Source organism: Vibrio sp. 970 (genome assembly GCF_033339075.1).
The window spans coordinates 338,109-353,872 of sequence record NZ_JAWOTW010000002.1 but is presented as its reverse complement, the minus strand read 5'-3'; the positions used below and the strand labels follow the sequence as shown (position 1 = coordinate 353,872).

The following is a 15,764-nucleotide window of genomic DNA, read 5'->3' as shown; positions in this document are numbered from 1 at the left end:
TCATCCAAGGATGGTTTATGAAGCAGTATCAAATATGGCTAAGCGCACTCTGTTTTGCAGTATCTTTGAGTACGACCGCTGAAGTAGAAAATGATAACCGCCTTTCAGAACAAGGGATCTCCACGGCAATTATTGGGGGTCAGCAGGCTACCCAAAACCAACTTCCTTTTTTTGCACGTCTTATTCTACATAAAACTGGCGCGAATCAGTTTGCCAATATTTGTGGGGGAACCATTGTAAACGACCGCTTCATTTTAACTGCGGCCCACTGCGTAGAACCAAGCGTTTTTACTGACGGCTGGACAATCAACGACCTACGAGTGTTAGTCAAAAACCCTACGATGAATGACGTGTTTGTTGAAGAATTCAAAGATGTTCGCTCTATCACGATTCATCCTGATTATGTGCCTAGCGATTTATGGATTAATGACATCGCTGTCCTTGAATTGACTAGACCTATCACCGATAACGTCCAATCCATCACTTTACCGCAAGACTTTGGAGACTACAGCAGCAAGTCAGTTTATCAGATATTCGGTTTAGGTCAGACCTCAACCAATGATGAAAGCCCCCCTAACTATTTACGCTGGGCAGAAGTAAAACCCCTTACCGACACCCAATGCGTTTCGTTGGTAACAGGGTTTAACGCTCAGGAAAGTTTATGTGCGAATGGATTTCCTGAACGAAGCTACACTGGCATCTGTCGTGGTGACTCAGGCGGTCCTCTCACCTATCAAGACAATAATGGCATGTATCAGCAAATTGGCATTGTGAGCTACGGTTCTTCAGTTTGCGAATCCGCTGCGATTCCAAGTGTGTTTACCGAGATTTTGAACTATGCAACATGGATTGAGACCCAAACCAGCTCAGGTGTAAAAACCAGTTATAACGCCCTCTTAGCAAGTTCGGAAGATTATCATAGCGAAGGGGACTCTGGCTTTGAGCCTGTCGATACCAACACATCTGGCTTTGGTAACAACGGCAGCAGTGGCGGCGGTGCTCTCGGATCAGGGTTGATCATGCTTGGAGGCTGGTTTGGTTGGCTAAGACACCGCAGAAATTATTCGCGCTCCTAGTAGCGTCAACAAGACATCATAATATCTTGCGCTTAACGCGAGAGTTAATGATGTCTTCAATCATCTTTTGCTCTTTTTTCGCTTTTTCATAGTTCTGCTTAGTACGCCAACGTTCAAGCACTTTTTCTAACCCTTGAACGCGTGCGTGCTTGTGTTCTAGCGTTTTCTGTACAGATGCACATTCCGCTTGCATAACGGCTTGCTCTTGCTCGTGGTGACGAAGCATTCTTTGTAGCATTTGGTCAACACGATTAAAGTTCATCAAAGCCGCGCTCGTCAGCGTCGGGCCGGTTCGGGTTGATTGTCCAGCGTGGCCTTTCAACGCCGACAACTGTTCCAATTGCATTGAAAGATGGGAGTGACGCTGACGCATGGCATCAAGTTGTTGACCCACACGGTCACGCTGTTTTTCTTCCATTTGCTGTAACTTGCCTACGGCTTTTAACTTGGATTTCATTTCAGCCTTGTCACTCCCATTTGATTAAGCACTTTGAAAAAGCTGCGCGAGCTCGGTCAAACTGGTTGGGTAATCTACAGACTCGTTGGCAGCTTGTTGTAGATATGCACGCAAATTTGGATACATAGCAACAGATTGATCTAACTCAGGATCTTGTCCTGGTTGATAACCCCCTAATGGCAGTAACTCTTTAACCTGAAGGTAGTTGGAGTACATTTGACGGAAGTTATTCGCAATCGTGCTGTGTGCGTCCTGCGTACAAGTATTCATACAACGGCTAATAGACGCGTTGATATCTATCGCGGGATAATGCCCTTGCTCAGCCAGTTGACGCGATAAAACGACATGCCCATCTAAGATGGCGCGCGCGGAATCCACGACAGGATCTTGTTGGTCGTCCCCTTCTGCCAATACGGTATAAATTGCCGTTAAGCTACCATGTTGATTTTCACTGTTACCCGCTCGCTCTAGGAGTTGAGGTAATACGCTGAAGACTGAGGGCGGATAACCACGAGAAGCTGGAGGCTCACCGAGCGAAAGAGCGATTTCGCGCTGTGCCATGGCGTATCGGGTTAGAGAGTCCATCAGAAGTAGAACGTCTTTGCCTTGGTCTCGGAAATACTCTGAAACGCGATGACAAAGTAGTGTCGCTCTTAACCTCATTAGCGGGGATTCATCAGCAGGAGCCGCGATAATGATCGCTTTCTTGCGCGCTTCTGGGGTTAAGTTTCTCTCGATGAACTCACGTACTTCTCTGCCTCGCTCACCAATAAGCCCGACCACAATTACATCGGCCTCCGTGTTTTTGGTGATCATCCCCATTAACACACTTTTACCGACGCCACTGCCAGCCATCAAACCAATACGTTGGCCTTTGCCTACCGTCAATAGTCCATTAATCGCTCGCACGCCTACGTTGAGTGGTGTATCAACTGGGCGTCGCTTCAGTGGGTTAATCGGTTTTGGTTCAAGTGAAACTCGATCTCCCCCCTTAAGCGGAGCCCCATCATCTAACGGCTCACCTAAACCATTCAGTACGCGTCCTAACCACTGAGAGCTTAGCTGCACGGTACTGTCACCATCAAGAGGGATGACTTTTGCACCTGCAAACAGACCGCCTAAACGGCGGATAGGCATGAGGTAAGCAATAGTGTGTTCAAAGCCCACAACTTGCGCTTCGATCATATCGCCTTCCGCGGTTTCTACGAGACAACGCTGCTCAAGCTTAAACCGACACCCTACGGCTTGTAACATTAAGCCGTTTACTTTTATCAATCGCCCTGTTACGCGAGCAACAGGGATTGAATCGAGCGAAGCCAAGGCTTCGCTCAAACGCTCACTTAATAGTTCATGGCTTAGGGTATTACTCATGCTCAGACTCTACCTGTGGAATACTGACTTCATCCAAAAGGTGTTGCTTTACATTGTCCATACAGGCTTCCAAACGAGAGTCGCAGCTCGCATCCGCTTCTGCGTCATCAGTCACTAACTGACAGCCACCAATAGGAAGCTCCGTATTAGGGACCAGTTTCCAAGATTGCGGCAAATCAGCATTGATGTGAGTAATGCGCTCTAAATCTTGCGGATTTAAATGCACAGTTACTGTTTCCGCTTTACCAGGCATGGCAGACAATGTCTCGTCCACCAAAGCTAGGATCTGCTGAGGCATTAAAGTGAGCTCAGCACGAATCACTTGCTGAGCAACCTTTTGTACCAGTTCACAAATCATATGGCGTTGTTGCTGTTCTTTTTCATCTTGCCAACGAGAAAGGGCGTGAAAAAGTTCATTGACAGGCTTCGCCGCCTCCAAAAAGCCTTGCTTTCCAGACTGCTCACCGGAAACAAAGCCTTTTTGGAAACCTTCTTTTTGACCTTCCAACAGACCTTGTTGCTTGCCCTGTTCGATACCTTGGCGTAAACCTTCCTCATGTCCTTGTTGCAAACCTTGTTGAAAACCTTCTTCAAGTTGCTGTTGGATATCTATTTGAGGTTCTTGCCAGCCTTGGTTATCTAGCCCGAATTCGTCTTCGATAGTCTTAGGTTGCGCTAAAGGCGGAAAACGGTGTAAACGATACCCGCTCGGAGGCAATCGCATAGTACTTGATTTTGTCTCTAGCATGACCTTACTCCACCGTTGGCTCTTCATAGAGAAGCAGCTGAACTTCACCAGATTCATCCAGCTCACGTACCATTTGCATGATGTCTTGACGTGCTTTTTGAACTCGACTTAACGCAACAGCGCCGCGTGCGTCCATGTCATCTTCTAGCGCTTTCACCATACGTTGCGGCATTGAACGCTTAATAGCTTGTTGTAAGGTAATATCGGAACCTTTTAGCGCAACTGCCCACAACTCTAGCGGGATTTGCTGCACCAACATGTCCATAGTTTCTTCGCGTTGTCGGCCAAGAACCATAAAGTCGAACATGTTTTCTTCGATTGCATTAACAACATCTTCATCATGCAACTTCAGCATTTCCATCAATGAACCACGGTCACCTTCAAAGCGGTTAATGATATCTGCTGCTTGCTTAACACCTGATAACGGCGTGCTTTGACTTGCGGATACTTTTTCGATGCAACGCTCAACGAGTTCATGCAAATCAACGGCAACTTGATGATCGATATCTTGCAATTGAGCAATACGGAACAATATTTCGTCATGGTAATCTTGTGGCAAGTGCTTCAATACCGCTGAAGAGCTGTCCGCTGGCAAATACGCTAGAAAAATTGCTTGCATTTGTGGGTGCTCATTCACAATGAAACGAGCGAGAGTTTCTGCTTCCACCCACTGTAAGCGCTGCATATTGTTGCGAATTTCATCGCCATATAAGGTATTTAATAACCCTTTTGCCAAATCGTTACCCAACGCTTTGCGCAATGTATTAGATAGGTATTCCTTAGAGGCTCCTCGAATACCGCTGTGCTCACGGAAATCTTCAAAGAAAGTTTGAATAACACCACGAGCAGAATCGCTCTTAATGCCATTTAACTTCGCCATTGCACGAGTCACACGCTGGGTTTCATCACGGCTAAAGTGTTGCAAAACCTTCGCTGCGGCATCCTCGCCCATGCCTAATAGCACGAGCGCGGTTTGTTCAACATAACTAAGCGTCTGCTTTGATAGAACTGTGTTCATTGATGTTTACCCATTGTTTCAGTATTTCGGCTACGCGCTCTGGCTCTTCATTAGCAATAAGCTGTAGGTGTTTCAATTGAATTTCTAATGGCGAACCTGCTGGTGGTAGCATGTCGCTGTTTACATCTAAACCTGAAGAGGCTGAGATGCCTTTTTCAGATAGGCGGCGATCAAGTACTTCTTCATGCTCGCGTTCTTCACGCGTTTGCAAGTTTTCGTAGTCAGGTTCTTCCTGAGGCTCAGCAAAATTTAGCTCAGGCACAGGTTTATCAACGCCAGTCAGGTGCATGATTAATGGACGCAGTACGAAGAAGATCATCGCCAAGCCTAACAAGCCACCAATAACGTAGCGTATTGGCTGCTGTACTGTAGGGTCTTGCCACCACGGCAGTGCAGGAGGAGCATCAATTTCGATTGGGGTGAAGTTGAAACTCATTAAACTTAAGCTGTCACCTCGTGTGGCAGAGATACCAACAGCATCCATGATCATGTTTGAGATTTGCTCTTTATCGGCTTCACTCCACGCAACACCATCTGGCGAAGCTTTGGAGTTCAACAGAACCGAGACACTAAGCTTTTCTATTTGGCCTTGTTGGTATTGAGTACGACGAACACTACTACCTACAGCATATTGACGATTCACTTCAGATCGCGCATTCGTGTTTTGGCTGTCGTTCGTTTCCACTTCACCAGATCCTGTCACTGGCGGTTGGTTACTTAGAGAACCTGGAACACCCAACGCAATTTGATCAACCGAGTTGTTATGAATGGTGTGCTCATTACGCACAACCGGCGCGTTATCCAAAATTTCTTGTGTTTCTTCAACTTGGCTAAAGTCCAGATCGGCAGCGACTTGTACGCGGAAGTTACTCGGCCCCACAATCGGCGTAAGCATGTCTGCTGCGCGTTGGATGATCTGTTTTTCAACACTCTTCTGGTATTCAAGATATTTCGCGTTTACTTTGCCGGCTTCCGCAGAAGCGACATCCGCACTAAGAAGACGGCCATACTGGTCAATGACAGAAACAAATTCTGGCTTCATTGCCGTGACACTGCCGACCACTAGGTTAATGATCGCTTCAACTTGTTCAGGCTTTAAGTCTTCACCAGGTTTGAGCTCAAGCATGACAGATGCTGAAGGATTCTCACTGTTTTGGCGGACGAATAGAGTTTGACGAGGTATTGCTAAATGAACACGCGCGTTCGCTACTGAGTTCAAAGACATGATAGTACGTACTAACTCACCTTCTAAACCATGACGATAACGCGCTGTTTCCATAAATTGGCTCGTACCAAGAGAGCTATCTTCCTTGAGCGAATCCAAACCTGTCGGCAGCTTAGCTTTAACACCTTTTGATGCAAGCAACATGCGCACCTTCGCAACCTCACCTTCTGGTACAAGAACTTGTCCATTTTGCTCTTGCATGCGGTAGCTTACGCCTTCGCTTTCTAATACCGACACAATTTCGCCGATATCAAAACGCTCTTGCTGGCTATAGAGCGGACGAAAGCTCTGCGAGGAACTCCATAGTGCAACCACAATAATCGCTGCAACAATCGCAGCTAACACCGCAGATAGCACTAAGTTTCTCTGACTGCTAGACCAGATTTGCTTCAGCTTCGTTGTCACATCGTCCATGCCGTTGGCAGTAGAAAATGTCTGTGCTGTGCCGGTAGCCATAGCTGTGTTTCCGGCGACTTGGGGGGTTAGTTCTGACATGAATTACACCGGCATCTTCATAATATCTTCAAATGAGGTCACGACTTTGTTGCGCACTTGCATCAAAGCATTAAAGGACAAGCTGGCTTTTTGGCTCGCGACCATTGCACCAACTAGGTCATCACTTTTTCCTGTTTCTACGGCCGTCATTTTTTGACTAGCCACTGATTGATGTTGATTCACTGTATCCAACACATTTGTCATCGCTTGTGAGAACGATAAAGGTGCGTTTAGTGATTGTTGATCTAAAGGATTTGCACTCACGATAAACTCTGGCGGCTGCACTTGTGCCTGCATCGCCTGCATTTTTGACAACATAAGTTGCTCTGCCGAGACCGCATGAGTAGGTTGACTTGCCATCTATTTTTTCTCCTATTAGGCAGCCGAGCCTAGTGCCGACTGTAAATCAATACCATGTTCTCGCATTGCTGCGAGCTTGTAGCGTAGCGCTCGAGTAGAGACTCCAAGCGCGTTTGCGGTTTTCGTTCGGTTTCCACCAAACTGACGTAACTTTTCCAAAATAAACTGATATTCAGCTTGCTTCTTCGCTTCTACATGACCAAAACTTGCAGTTGGCTCTGCTGTAGGAACTGACGCGACAAGCTCAATAGGCAGCATCAGGTCATGGGCTGTAATGTAATCACCATGACGCATGACCAAAGCGCGTTGAATGACATTTTCCAACTCACGAATATTGCCCGGCCAGTGATACTGACTCAGCGCACTAATCGCATCTTGGGATAGGTGACAGCGGCTGCTATCTTGATACTTTTCAATAAAGAATTGGCTAATTGGTAGAATGTCCTCTTTTCTTTCACGCAAAGGCGGCCAGTGCAGAGGCAGCACATCTAATCGATAATAAAGATCTTCACGGAACGTGCCTTTTTGAACTTCCTCACGTAAGTCTTTGTTGGTTGCCGCAATAACACGAATATCGAGCTGAACGGCTTTATGGCTACCAACACGTTCTACTTCACGCTCTTGAAGGACGCGTAACAATTTCGCTTGAACCGCAGGTGACATTTCACCAATCTCGTCAAGCAGAATCGTCCCGCCATTTGCTTCTTCAAACTTACCGCTTTGAGAATTTGTCGCTCCGGTGAACGCGCCTTTTACATGACCGAATAGCACAGCCTCTAACATTGACTCTGGAATGGCGGCGCAGTTAACCGCCACAAATGGACCATTGATACGCGGAGAGTGCTCATGCACATATCGCGCCAGCACTTCTTTACCCGTTCCCGATTCACCTGTAATAAGCACACTCGCGTTAGTACATGCTGCACGATGCGCCAATTGCAGAACTTGTTTGCTTCTCCAAGACTCCGCAACAATGTTGGCCATTGGCTTACCTAACGCTTCAACACGTTTAAGCAGATTAACCAACTGATTAGATTCAAATGGGCGTAATAGATAATCAGTAGCGCCCGCTTTCATCGTCTCAGCAGCCAAGATGCCTTGTTCTTGATCGACAATCGCAATAACAACACCCGAATTTCGCTGCTTTTGGTGACACGCGACAAACTCACGAACACACATATCCGGCAGCGTAGAGCTCACTAAAGTGATTTCTGCTCGCTCTTCAAGCAAAGCGCCTCGACCAGTACGAGTGTGTTTCGCGGTGTAACCTGCATTTTGCAACACATCCAATACTGGTTGAGCAAGAGCTTCATTTGGCTCAACCAACAAAATTTTCGTTTTCGTCATCATTGAACCTTAACTTTCGTTTGTTGATTTTGTGATTGTAGATCTGGGTAGTGTTTCGTAGCCGTATACTCGTTGTCCCTCACTAAACGCAGGGTGACACGTCGGTTTTTTGCTTGGCCATTAACCGAGTTATTGCTGGCAATTGGGTAACGCGAACCATGAGCTCGTGTTTCGATCATCGACTCGTCGACCCCAAGCTCAATCAAAGCGTTGGTGACTTGCTCTGCTCGAGTACGTGACACAGAAAGGTTCGTTAAACTTGAACCAACGTTATCGGTGTGACCGTCGATGAGGATTTTGGTCACTCGATCATCCACAGATACATAGCTATACAGCGCTTCTAGTGTTGCTTTCTGTCCACGACTTAACGTCTTCTGACCAAACTCAAATGAGAGCGCCATATCCCTTGCCTCTGAAAAAGACAATTTAGGCAATCGCGCGCGACACGCATTAAATGATTTCAATGCGTTTTGAATTTGAAGAGTAGGAATCACAATCTCTGAAACAGAGGAAGCATTACTTCCTTTAAGTGACAGCGTCACCCAACTACCCGAAGCAATTGAATCCATGAATTCTTCAGCGCCTTTATTAAAGATGAAACGCTGAGACGGCTTAGTAAATTCAAGGGAACCAAATTCTTTTCTATAAAGCTCATCACCCCAAGGAGCATTTTGAGTTGTTAAAGCAATCGTTTTCCATTTATTGTTTTCATATTCTATATCGGAAATAAAATAGAATTTATTATTAGGTTCCGCTAGGAAATAAAACTTCCCATAGTCTTTATTTGATTGCAACAAGTTGCATTTGAATTTATTTCCCTCATATGTCCATTTAGAGAGGTCCATAGGGATTGTTAAGACTTCTTCTGAATATGACACTTTTGAAAAAATAAAACTGATAACAATAATTGTGTTACAAATTATCAAACGGACATGATTCATGTATATCTTACATTCCCATGACTTAAACCGTTTAATTAAATATGCCACCAAGCCGAGAGAACTGGCATAGCTAATCATTTTAATTACCTATTCTGAATATTAAAATTGGTTACAAAACGCTCAAGAGAGCACGCTTAGCCTCCAACGGAAGCTTTAAGCATAAAAAACAGTATCTTATAATTTATTTATTTGAAGTTGTTGTTACGCCATAAAGGCAATTTAAAAAATCTATAACAACTAAAACGCTCAACATTGTTATTTTATTTATTAATCGATTTATAAAGAAAACTAACTCTTTTTAAATTTCATTAAAAGATTATGACTATATGAACAAAGCAACATGTGAACTAAAGTCACAATCTTAGAGTTTGGAGCTAAAAGATCATTAAAATTTCTGTGTAGACTACACGCCATTAAGTTAAAACACTTTCGATTGTTAACGCACGGTAAAATATAAATGGAAAATAGAGTTAGCGAGCCTATTTCTGATAGTCAACTACTTGATGTAGAATTATTAGGCAAACCTATTCATATCATTCGTGAGAAGCTCGATAATTTAATTTCAGAATCTTGCTCAAACCTTACGACTGAATTACAAAATTGGCTCAGCACAGGAAAAGTGGAAGCTAGCTTAACCTCAGTAGACTTGCACCGCTTTACATCGGTTGAGATGGACAAAGAGCAAACGTCGACCTATCAACATCAGGAAGGCGGCATGGTATTCATCCATGGTAACCCTCACACGCTAATAAAGTTGGCTGATAGATTTTATGGTGCAAGTGCAGAGCGTTCAGCCGCTACTCTGACGGCCAGTGACTTACGTTTACAAGAGCGCATCAGTCGAATCATCATCGGTTGGCTTGCTCCTGGTGAAATGTGGGACACGGGTGAGTATGAGACCCCTAGAGGTATTGGCATTAACGTTCAATTAAACATTGCGTTTGACGATCATCAAGGCTCAATTCATCTCAAGCTAGATGGTCATCTTATTCAAACGCTAATCGAGCAGCTTGAACTGCAGCCTGATACCGATTTGTTTCAACCTTTCTGTCGTTCTTTAGAGACGACCCCCGTTCGACTGAACGTTGTTCTAAGTAAAAAGAAGATGCCTTTAAGTGATGTGGTTGGCTTACAACCCAACGATATTTTACCTATTGAGCTTCTTAACACGGTTCCAGTAAGCATTGGCAACCAATCTCTATTTACAGGTCGTATTGCCGAGCAAGACGGCCAACTTGTTTTGATCTTTAACCCTGATAAGGAACCGCAGCGATGAGCGAAGCGCTAGAAACTAATGCATTCGACGCAGAAGAACTGAACTTTGATGATTTTCAATTAGAAGACTTTGAAGCCGAAGATACGCTCCAACAAGAACCAGCCACTGCGGAACGTGACCTTAGCTTTTTCAAAAGCATTCCTGTCACAGTCACGCTGGAAGTTGCGAGTAAGGAGATCCCACTTGGGGACTTAATGAAAGCGGGTGAAGGCACGGTTATCGAGTTGGAAAAGCTCAATGGCGAGCCTTTAGACGTGAAAGTAAACGGTTCTCTTATGGGCCACGCTGAAGTTGTCGTTGTCAATGATAAGTATGGACTTCGTCTGATCGATGTACATGACTCTGCATTGAGTGGCGTTGGTCAATAATCTTAGGTAGGCATCACAATGAAAAATCTGAGCGCTTGGCACCGTTGGTTACCTCTTTTGGTATTGGTGTCACTTTTGTTTGCTTTCCCAACAATGGCGGCTGACAACGGCTTAACTATCTTGTCCGTTTCTGATGGCGACACACAACAAGAATACAGCGTTAAACTGCAAATTCTGTTGTTGATGACGGCGCTCAGTTTTCTTCCAGCATTTATTTTGATGGCGACGAGCTTTACTCGAATTGTCGTTGTCCTTGCGATTTTGCGCCAAGCTCTTGGTCTTCAACAAAGCCCACCTAACAGAGTGTTGGTCGGGATCGCTCTCGCATTGACGTTACTGATTATGCGCCCTGTCTGGAGCGATATTTATGAAAATGCGTTTCAGCCATACGACAACGGCGAAATCACGCTAATACAGGCTTTTTCTGTTGCAGAGAAACCAGTGAGAGAGTTCATGCTGGCACAGACGCACCAAAGCTCTCTTGAACAAATGTTACGTATTGCCAATGAGCCTCTCGACCAAAACGTTGAGGATATTTCATTTGCCGTCGTCTTGCCTGCATTTGTCATTAGTGAACTAAAAACCGCCTTCCAAATTGGTTTTATGCTTTTCATCCCGTTTTTGGTCATCGACTTGGTTGTCGCCAGTGTCCTGATGGCAATGGGTATGATGATGCTATCACCTTTAATTGTCTCACTTCCCTTTAAGTTGGTGGTATTTGTACTCGTGGATGGTTGGGCAATGACAGTTGGCACCTTATCTGCCAGCTTCGGTTAACTAGGAGCAGTTATGACCCCAGAACTAACCGTAACGTTATTTTCCGATGCAGTATGGCTGATCATTTTGATGGTTGCCGTATTGGTTGTTCCAGGCTTAATTGTCGGTTTGTGTATCGCCGTATTTCAGGCTGCCACACAAATCAACGAGCAAACACTCAGCTTTTTGCCACGTTTGCTCGTTACCTTATTAATGGTGATTTTTGCAGGTCACTGGATGCTCCGTAAGATCATGGAACTGTTTGATTTCTTGTTCCACAACATACCAGGGATGATTGGCTAATGGCCATCACATTTGCAGAGCTCTCGGCGATACTCGGTCAACTCTGGTGGCCGTTTTTTCGTGTGGGAGCCGTATTTATTTCAATGCCTTTCTTTGGTGATGCAATTATTCCTGTTTGGGTTCGTACTTTACTGGCCCTCTCGATCGTTGTCATTACTGGACCGTTAATGCCACCAATGCCACAAGTCGAATTATTCTCTATGACTTCCCTGTTCCTTGCTTTTGAGCAAGCTATTTGGGGGGTAATGTTTGGGTTAATTTTGCACATGCTCTTTAACGTTTTCACCATGCTTGGTCAGGTGATTTCTCTGCAAATGGGCTTAGGTATGGCGATGATGAATGATCCTATTAACGGGCTTTCTGTCGCCATTTTGGGACGCATATTTCTGATTTTCTCAACCTTGTTGTTTCTTGCGCTAGAAGGACACTTACTCGTCATAGATATCGTGATTCAAAGCTTTGTTGTTTGGCCAGTCGGATCTGGTATCACATCGCTTTCTCTGCAAGGTGTTGTCAATATTTTCGGTTGGATGTTTGCCTCTTCACTAGCTTTGGCTTTACCCGCTATTGTTTCCATGCTTCTAGCCAACATCAGTTTTGGTGTAATGAACCGAGCCGCACCATCACTTAATGTCTATGCGTTAGGTTTTCCTATGACGATGCTGCTGGGTCTATTCAGCGTATTAATCTCAGTTTCTGGTGTTCCTGGTCGCTACACGGCGCTCGTTCACGACACCATTAGACACTTGAGTAACTTTATGTTGGGGGGAGCATGAGCGATCAATCTTCTCAAGACAAAACTGAAAAAGCCTCACCGCAGAAGGTAAAGAAAGCCCGTCAGGAAGGACAAATTCCTCGCGCGAAAGAGTTTACTACTGCGGTTATATTTCTAGCGGTGGCGCTCTACTTTTACTCTCAGCTTAATAGTATTTGGGAAAGCATGTCGGGGATCTTTCGCTACAACATGATGCTGACGCGAGCCGACCTAGAAAATCCTAAACAACTTGTCGAGCAATTGGGACAAAGTTTAGCGGTCATCATCGACATGCTATTACCATTGTTTACCGTCATTATTATCGTGACCTGTGGTAGTAGCCTTGTGCTAGGCGGCTGGATGTTCCGTCCAGCGAACGTGATGCCAAAGCTGAGCAAAATTAATCCTTTGAGCGGGATAAAGCGCATTTTTTCGACACGTTCGGTGGTTGAGCTCTTAAAGTCGACGTTCAAAGTAGCCGTCATCTTCGGCATCTTATATGGCTACTTAGACAACCACTTACAGCCATTACTTGGCATGCAAAATCTCCCGCTCAGCCAAGGTTTTTCTCTAGTAATGTCAATTCTGTTTGAAGGCTTACTCTTAATGGGCTTTGCATTGTTGTTATTTGGGGTTATCGACATTCCTTATCAGCGTTGGGAACACCTAAAAGAACTCCGCATGACGAAACAAGAGTTGAAAGAGGAATTTAAAAATAATGAAGGTCGTCCGGAAGTAAAGCAACGTATTCGTCAAATACAGCAACAGTTTGCGCGCCGTAAGATCGATAAAATGGTGCCGACGGCTGACGTGATCATCACAAACCCAACGCACTACGCAGTCGCACTGAAATACGAGCCTTCGCTTTCTGACGCGCCCTTTGTCGTCGCAAAAGGCGTAGACGAAACTGCTATGCACATTCAACGTATCGCCCGAGAAAACAAAGTGGAAATCATTAACTCCCCGCCACTTACCCGTTCGATTTATCACACGACGGCGATTGAACAAGCAATCCCAAGCCAACTGTACATCGCAGTGGCACATATTCTTACTTACGTTTTGCAATTGAAAGCCTTTCGTAAAGGTGAGGGAAAAGAGCCAATTCCTTTACCTCATTTTTCGATTCCAAAACATTTGCAGCACTGATTAACCCGCGTTTATCCAAGGACACGAAAGTATGCTTAACCGGTTAAAACAACTTCAAACATCAACCAAAGGCTACGTTGGCATTCCAATCGTCTTGCTAATGATATTAGCAATGGTGATTCTTCCTTTGCCTCCTCTGCTACTGGATGCGCTGTTTACCTTTAATATCGTCTTAGCAATCCTAGTATTGCTGGTCAGCACAACCGCAAAGCGACCATTAGATTTCTCTGTTTTTCCAACTATTTTGCTGGTCGCAACATTATTACGTCTCACATTGAACGTGGCTTCTACGCGAATTGTACTCCTAGAAGGACATAATGGTGGTGACGCAGCGGGTAAGGTCATTCAAGCATTCGGTGAAGTCGTCATTGGCGGTAACTACGTCGTTGGTATGGTGGTGTTTGTCATCTTGATGATCATCAACTTCGTCGTAATCACCAAAGGTGGTGAACGTATTTCTGAGGTTTCAGCCCGCTTTACGTTGGATGCTTTACCAGGCAAACAAATGGCAATTGATGCCGACTTAAACGCTGGCCTTATCGATCAGGAAACGGCTCGCTTACGCCGTAAAGAAGTCGCCAACGAAGCCGATTTTCATGGTTCGATGGATGGTGCATCAAAGTTTGTGCGTGGCGATGCCATCGCAGGTTTGTTGATTCTGTTTATCAATATCATTGGTGGTATTAGTATTGGTGTCTTCGAGCATGGACTCGCTGCGTCTGACGCCTTTAAAACTTATGCCCTACTCACAATCGGTGATGGTCTAGTTGCTCAAATTCCTTCACTACTATTGGCAACGGCTGCCGCGATTATCGTTACGCGAATTAATGATAGCGATAATGGCATGTCGGAAACCATGCAAAAGCAATTACTGGCAACTCCTGCAACGCTATTTACTGTCGCAGGTATTATGGCGGTAATCGGTATGGTACCGGGTATGCCACACCTAGCCTTTTTTGCGTTTGCTGGCGCATTAGCGTTCGCAGGGTGGCGTCAAACCAAGAAGCCAGTGCAAGACTCCCAGATTGAAGAGGTCGAAGCACTTTCACAAGCAATGCAAGACGATGATACACCGCTGACATGGGATGATATTCCTCACGTCCAAACATTATCACTTGCGCTTGGTTACCGACTCGTCCATCTAGTCAACAAAGAACAAGGGGCTCCTTTATCACAACGTATCCGCGGTGTGCGTCGAAACCTTTCTGAACAAGTTGGCTTTTTATTACCTGAAGTTCGTATTCGTGACAACCTGAGCCTCAAGCCAAACCAATACACAATTTCTCTAAATGGCGAAGTCATTGAGCAAGGCTTTATTGAACCAGAGCGTTTAATGGCGATAGCGGTTGGCGAAACTTACGGTGAGGTAGATGGCATTTTGGGTAGCGATCCTGCTTATCAGTTGCCAGCTGTATGGATTGAGCATCAAGATAAAGCAAAAGCACTTAATATGGGTTACCAAGTTGTCGATGATGGCACTGTTATTGCCACTCATATTAGTAAAATCATGAAGACAAACCTTGCAGAATTGTTTACGCACGACGATGTGGAAGCAATAACCCAGCGTTTGACACAACAAGCCCCGAAACTAGCAGAAGCATTAGCAGCAGCACTTAATCCAGCGCAGCAGCTGAAAGTATATCGTCAGCTTTTATTGGACCAAGTGCCACTAAAAGATATTCGCACGATTGCCAACACAATGTTGGAATCCGCGGAAAATACAAAGGACCCGATCCTACTTGCATCTGATGTGCGCTGTGCACTAAAGCGTACGCTTGTTAACTTAATTGCAGGACAAAAGAACGAGTTAAATGTCTACGCACTGTCTGATGAGCTAGAACAAATGCTACTAACTTCACTGCAACAAGCACAATCTTCTGGTACGGTAACACTAGATAGCTTCCCAATTGAGCCAAACATTCTTGGTCAGTTCCAACAAAACTTGCCATTGATTAGACAACAGCTTAAACAACAGGGGCTACCTCCGATCCTTCTCGTTATGCCACAGCTGCGCCCTCTTCTAGCGCGTTACGCTCGCACATTTACACAAGGGCTGGCAGTATTGTCTTACAACGAAATCCCAGAAAACAAACAAATCAATGTGGTAGGAAACCTTGGTTAAT

At 45.0% G+C, this 15,764-nt stretch carries 16 protein-coding genes; 8 read left to right on the top strand and 8 right to left on the bottom strand.

Going from position 1 to position 15,764, the window contains the following annotated elements:
* The first annotated feature begins 17 nt into the window (after positions 1-17).
* Positions 18-1,076, top strand: a complete 1,059-nt coding sequence (locus tag R7Q11_RS04135) for a S1 family peptidase (protein WP_017634716.1) — start codon at positions 18-20, stop codon at positions 1,074-1,076.
* A 16-nt stretch (positions 1,077-1,092) separates the two neighbouring features.
* Here the strand turns inward: R7Q11_RS04135 and fliJ are convergent, their stop codons facing one another.
* Genes fliJ through R7Q11_RS04095 form a run of 8 tightly spaced genes read right to left on the bottom strand, consistent with a single transcriptional unit; the run spans position 1,093 to position 9,116 of the window.
* Complete coding sequence (fliJ, locus tag R7Q11_RS04130; RefSeq protein ID WP_005384016.1) at positions 1,093-1,533, bottom strand: flagellar export protein FliJ; 441 nt, start codon at positions 1,531-1,533, stop codon at positions 1,093-1,095.
* Between the two features lie 24 nt (positions 1,534-1,557).
* The gene (gene fliI / locus R7Q11_RS04125; protein ID WP_005375057.1) at positions 1,558-2,904 is read right to left on the bottom strand and encodes a flagellar protein export ATPase FliI; all 1,347 of its coding nucleotides are present in this window, start codon (positions 2,902-2,904) and stop codon (positions 1,558-1,560) included.
* A complete protein-coding gene (fliH, locus tag R7Q11_RS04120) occupies positions 2,897-3,652 on the bottom strand; it encodes a flagellar assembly protein FliH (protein WP_005375050.1) in 756 nt (251 codons plus the stop codon). The genes fliI and fliH overlap by 8 nt, the downstream gene beginning before the upstream one ends.
* Before the next feature lie 4 nt (positions 3,653-3,656).
* Positions 3,657-4,670, bottom strand: coding sequence for a flagellar motor switch protein FliG (locus R7Q11_RS04115; protein WP_005375048.1), 1,014 nt, complete (start codon positions 4,668-4,670; stop codon positions 3,657-3,659).
* Complete coding sequence (fliF, locus tag R7Q11_RS04110; RefSeq protein WP_005384024.1) at positions 4,639-6,390, bottom strand: flagellar basal-body MS-ring/collar protein FliF; 1,752 nt, start codon at positions 6,388-6,390, stop codon at positions 4,639-4,641. The genes R7Q11_RS04115 and fliF overlap by 32 nt, the downstream gene beginning before the upstream one ends.
* A gap of 3 nt (positions 6,391-6,393) precedes the next feature.
* Positions 6,394-6,750 (bottom strand): flagellar hook-basal body complex protein FliE, encoded by a 357-nt coding sequence (gene fliE / locus R7Q11_RS04105; protein WP_005375045.1) that lies wholly within the window; start codon positions 6,748-6,750, stop codon positions 6,394-6,396.
* A gap of 15 nt (positions 6,751-6,765) precedes the next feature.
* Positions 6,766-8,097, bottom strand: coding sequence for a sigma-54 interaction domain-containing protein (locus R7Q11_RS04100; RefSeq protein WP_017820535.1), 1,332 nt, complete (start codon positions 8,095-8,097; stop codon positions 6,766-6,768).
* Positions 8,097-9,116, bottom strand: a complete 1,020-nt coding sequence (locus R7Q11_RS04095; RefSeq protein ID WP_033906697.1) for an OmpA family protein — start codon at positions 9,114-9,116, stop codon at positions 8,097-8,099. The genes R7Q11_RS04100 and R7Q11_RS04095 overlap by 1 nt, the downstream gene beginning before the upstream one ends.
* A 379-nt stretch (positions 9,117-9,495) precedes the next feature.
* On the opposite strand from R7Q11_RS04095, the gene R7Q11_RS04090 reads away from it, so the two are divergent.
* From R7Q11_RS04090 to flhA, 7 genes are read left to right on the top strand one after another with little or no spacing between them, the layout of a single operon-like run.
* Positions 9,496-10,314, top strand: a complete 819-nt coding sequence (locus R7Q11_RS04090; protein WP_005375039.1) for a FliM/FliN family flagellar motor switch protein — start codon at positions 9,496-9,498, stop codon at positions 10,312-10,314.
* Positions 10,311-10,682 carry a flagellar motor switch protein FliN gene (gene fliN / locus R7Q11_RS04085; RefSeq protein ID WP_005375038.1) on the top strand — a complete coding sequence of 124 codons (372 nt, stop codon included), beginning with the start codon at positions 10,311-10,313 and terminating at the stop codon, positions 10,680-10,682. Before R7Q11_RS04090 ends, fliN begins: the two co-directional genes overlap by 4 nt.
* Positions 10,683-10,700: 18 nt before the next feature.
* Complete coding sequence (gene fliP, locus R7Q11_RS04080) at positions 10,701-11,459, top strand: flagellar type III secretion system pore protein FliP (RefSeq protein WP_005375037.1); 759 nt, start codon at positions 10,701-10,703, stop codon at positions 11,457-11,459.
* A gap of 12 nt (positions 11,460-11,471) precedes the next feature.
* Positions 11,472-11,741, top strand: coding sequence for a flagellar biosynthesis protein FliQ (fliQ, locus tag R7Q11_RS04075; protein ID WP_005375036.1), 270 nt, complete (start codon positions 11,472-11,474; stop codon positions 11,739-11,741).
* Complete coding sequence (fliR, locus tag R7Q11_RS04070; protein WP_005375027.1) at positions 11,741-12,517, top strand: flagellar biosynthetic protein FliR; 777 nt, start codon at positions 11,741-11,743, stop codon at positions 12,515-12,517. Before fliQ ends, fliR begins: the two co-directional genes overlap by 1 nt.
* Positions 12,514-13,641: a flagellar biosynthesis protein FlhB gene (gene flhB, locus R7Q11_RS04065; RefSeq protein WP_005375025.1), complete on the top strand. Its 1,128-nt coding sequence runs from the start codon at positions 12,514-12,516 to the stop codon at positions 13,639-13,641. Before fliR ends, flhB begins: the two co-directional genes overlap by 4 nt.
* A gap of 31 nt (positions 13,642-13,672) precedes the next feature.
* Positions 13,673-15,763, top strand: coding sequence for a flagellar biosynthesis protein FlhA (gene flhA, locus R7Q11_RS04060; RefSeq protein WP_005375024.1), 2,091 nt, complete (start codon positions 13,673-13,675; stop codon positions 15,761-15,763).
* Position 15,764 lies beyond the last annotated feature (1 nt).

Coding starts and splice junctions, on each gene's coding strand:
- R7Q11_RS04090 (WP_005375039.1), top strand. CDS start 9,496: ATGGAAAATAGAGTTAGCGAGCCTATTTCTGATAGTCAACTACTTGAT.
- fliE (WP_005375045.1), bottom strand. CDS start 6,750: ATGGCAAGTCAACCTACTCATGCGGTCTCGGCAGAGCAACTTATGTTG.
- R7Q11_RS04135 (WP_017634716.1), top strand. CDS start 18: ATGAAGCAGTATCAAATATGGCTAAGCGCACTCTGTTTTGCAGTATCT.
- flhB (WP_005375025.1), top strand. CDS start 12,514: ATGAGCGATCAATCTTCTCAAGACAAAACTGAAAAAGCCTCACCGCAG.
- fliN (WP_005375038.1), top strand. CDS start 10,311: ATGAGCGAAGCGCTAGAAACTAATGCATTCGACGCAGAAGAACTGAAC.
- fliI (WP_005375057.1), bottom strand. CDS start 2,904: ATGAGTAATACCCTAAGCCATGAACTATTAAGTGAGCGTTTGAGCGAA.
- fliJ (WP_005384016.1), bottom strand. CDS start 1,533: ATGAAATCCAAGTTAAAAGCCGTAGGCAAGTTACAGCAAATGGAAGAA.
- fliR (WP_005375027.1), top strand. CDS start 11,741: ATGGCCATCACATTTGCAGAGCTCTCGGCGATACTCGGTCAACTCTGG.
- R7Q11_RS04115 (WP_005375048.1), bottom strand. CDS start 4,670: ATGAACACAGTTCTATCAAAGCAGACGCTTAGTTATGTTGAACAAACC.
- fliH (WP_005375050.1), bottom strand. CDS start 3,652: ATGCTAGAGACAAAATCAAGTACTATGCGATTGCCTCCGAGCGGGTAT.
- fliF (WP_005384024.1), bottom strand. CDS start 6,390: ATGTCAGAACTAACCCCCCAAGTCGCCGGAAACACAGCTATGGCTACC.
- fliP (WP_005375037.1), top strand. CDS start 10,701: ATGAAAAATCTGAGCGCTTGGCACCGTTGGTTACCTCTTTTGGTATTG.
- R7Q11_RS04095 (WP_033906697.1), bottom strand. CDS start 9,116: ATGATTAGCTATGCCAGTTCTCTCGGCTTGGTGGCATATTTAATTAAA.
- fliQ (WP_005375036.1), top strand. CDS start 11,472: ATGACCCCAGAACTAACCGTAACGTTATTTTCCGATGCAGTATGGCTG.
- R7Q11_RS04100 (WP_017820535.1), bottom strand. CDS start 8,097: ATGACGAAAACGAAAATTTTGTTGGTTGAGCCAAATGAAGCTCTTGCT.
- flhA (WP_005375024.1), top strand. CDS start 13,673: ATGCTTAACCGGTTAAAACAACTTCAAACATCAACCAAAGGCTACGTT.